The 1,017-nt window shown below is 65.9% G+C and carries 1 pseudogene; it reads right to left on the bottom strand.

What is annotated here, in order from left to right:
• Window positions 1-937 (bottom strand): annotated as a pseudogene (locus tag ACTWP6_RS30315) (IS3 family transposase); the annotation flags it as partial.
• Window positions 938-1,017: the final 80 nt, after the last annotated feature.

The raw sequence follows: 1,017 nt of genomic DNA, 5'->3' as shown, positions 1-1,017 counted from the left end.
GCGTTCTGCCACGGCGAGCCGGGATCGATGAAAAGTGAACCGGCACTGTTGAATCGGCACCAATCCGACACGGCATGCGCGACGAACTCAGGCCCGTTGTCGAAACGCACATAGTGCGGCGCCCCATGCGTGAGCGCCAGACGGTCCAAGACGTCGACGACACCGGCGGCGTCGATGGACCGATCCACCTCGATGGCGAGGGCTTCGCGGGTGAACTCGTCGATCACGTTGAGCATCTTGAGGGTGCGCCCGTTGGCGGTGGTGTCAAACTGAAAGTCCATCGCCCAGATCACATTCGGTCGGATTGGGGACATCGCACCGACGGCGACACCGATCCCGGTCAGCCGCTTCTTGCGGCGCCGCTGCGGCACCCGCAAGCCCTCCTCACGCCACAGCCGGCGGATGCGCTTGTTGTTGGCCTTCCAGCCGGCTCGCCGCGCCATCTTCGCGGCCCGGCGCCACCCCCAGCGCGGCCGGTCGACCGAGAACCGGCGCAGCCACGCCCGCAGCTCAGCCTCCTCGGTGGTGATCGGTGCCGGCGTCAGCCGCATCGTCGAGCGGTGCAAGCCGACCACCGAGCAGGCGCGGCGCTCAGAAACCCCGAACCGCTCACGCAGCGCGATAACGGCGCTGCGCTTGCGGTTCGGGGTCAGAAGTTTCCCGACGAGATCTCCTTGAGCATGTCGATATCGAGGGCCTGGTTGGCCACCAGCTTCTTGAGCCGGGCGTTCTCGGCCTCGAGCTCCTTGAGTCGTTTGGCCTCGTTGGCCTTCATGCCGCCGTACTGGGCGACCCAGCGATGCCAGGTCGACTCGGTGATCTCCAGGTGCCGGCACACCTCACCGAGTTCCTGGCCGGTCCCGAGGAGCTTGTTGCCCTCGGCCAGCCTGCGGATGATCTGATCCGGAGTGTGCCGCCGGCGCTTGTTCGTTGCCATGTCGTCATTGATTCTTCCTGCCCGAGCACTCGGGCAACAGAGTCCCACAACGACTGGACCACTACAGGGGGCTCACCTCA

The sequence above is a fragment of the Mycobacterium sp. 4D054 genome, from assembly GCF_052245755.1.
In the GTDB taxonomy this organism is placed as follows: Bacteria; Actinomycetota; Actinomycetes; order Mycobacteriales; family Mycobacteriaceae; genus Mycobacterium.
This window is presented reverse-complemented; position numbering and strand designations above follow the sequence as displayed.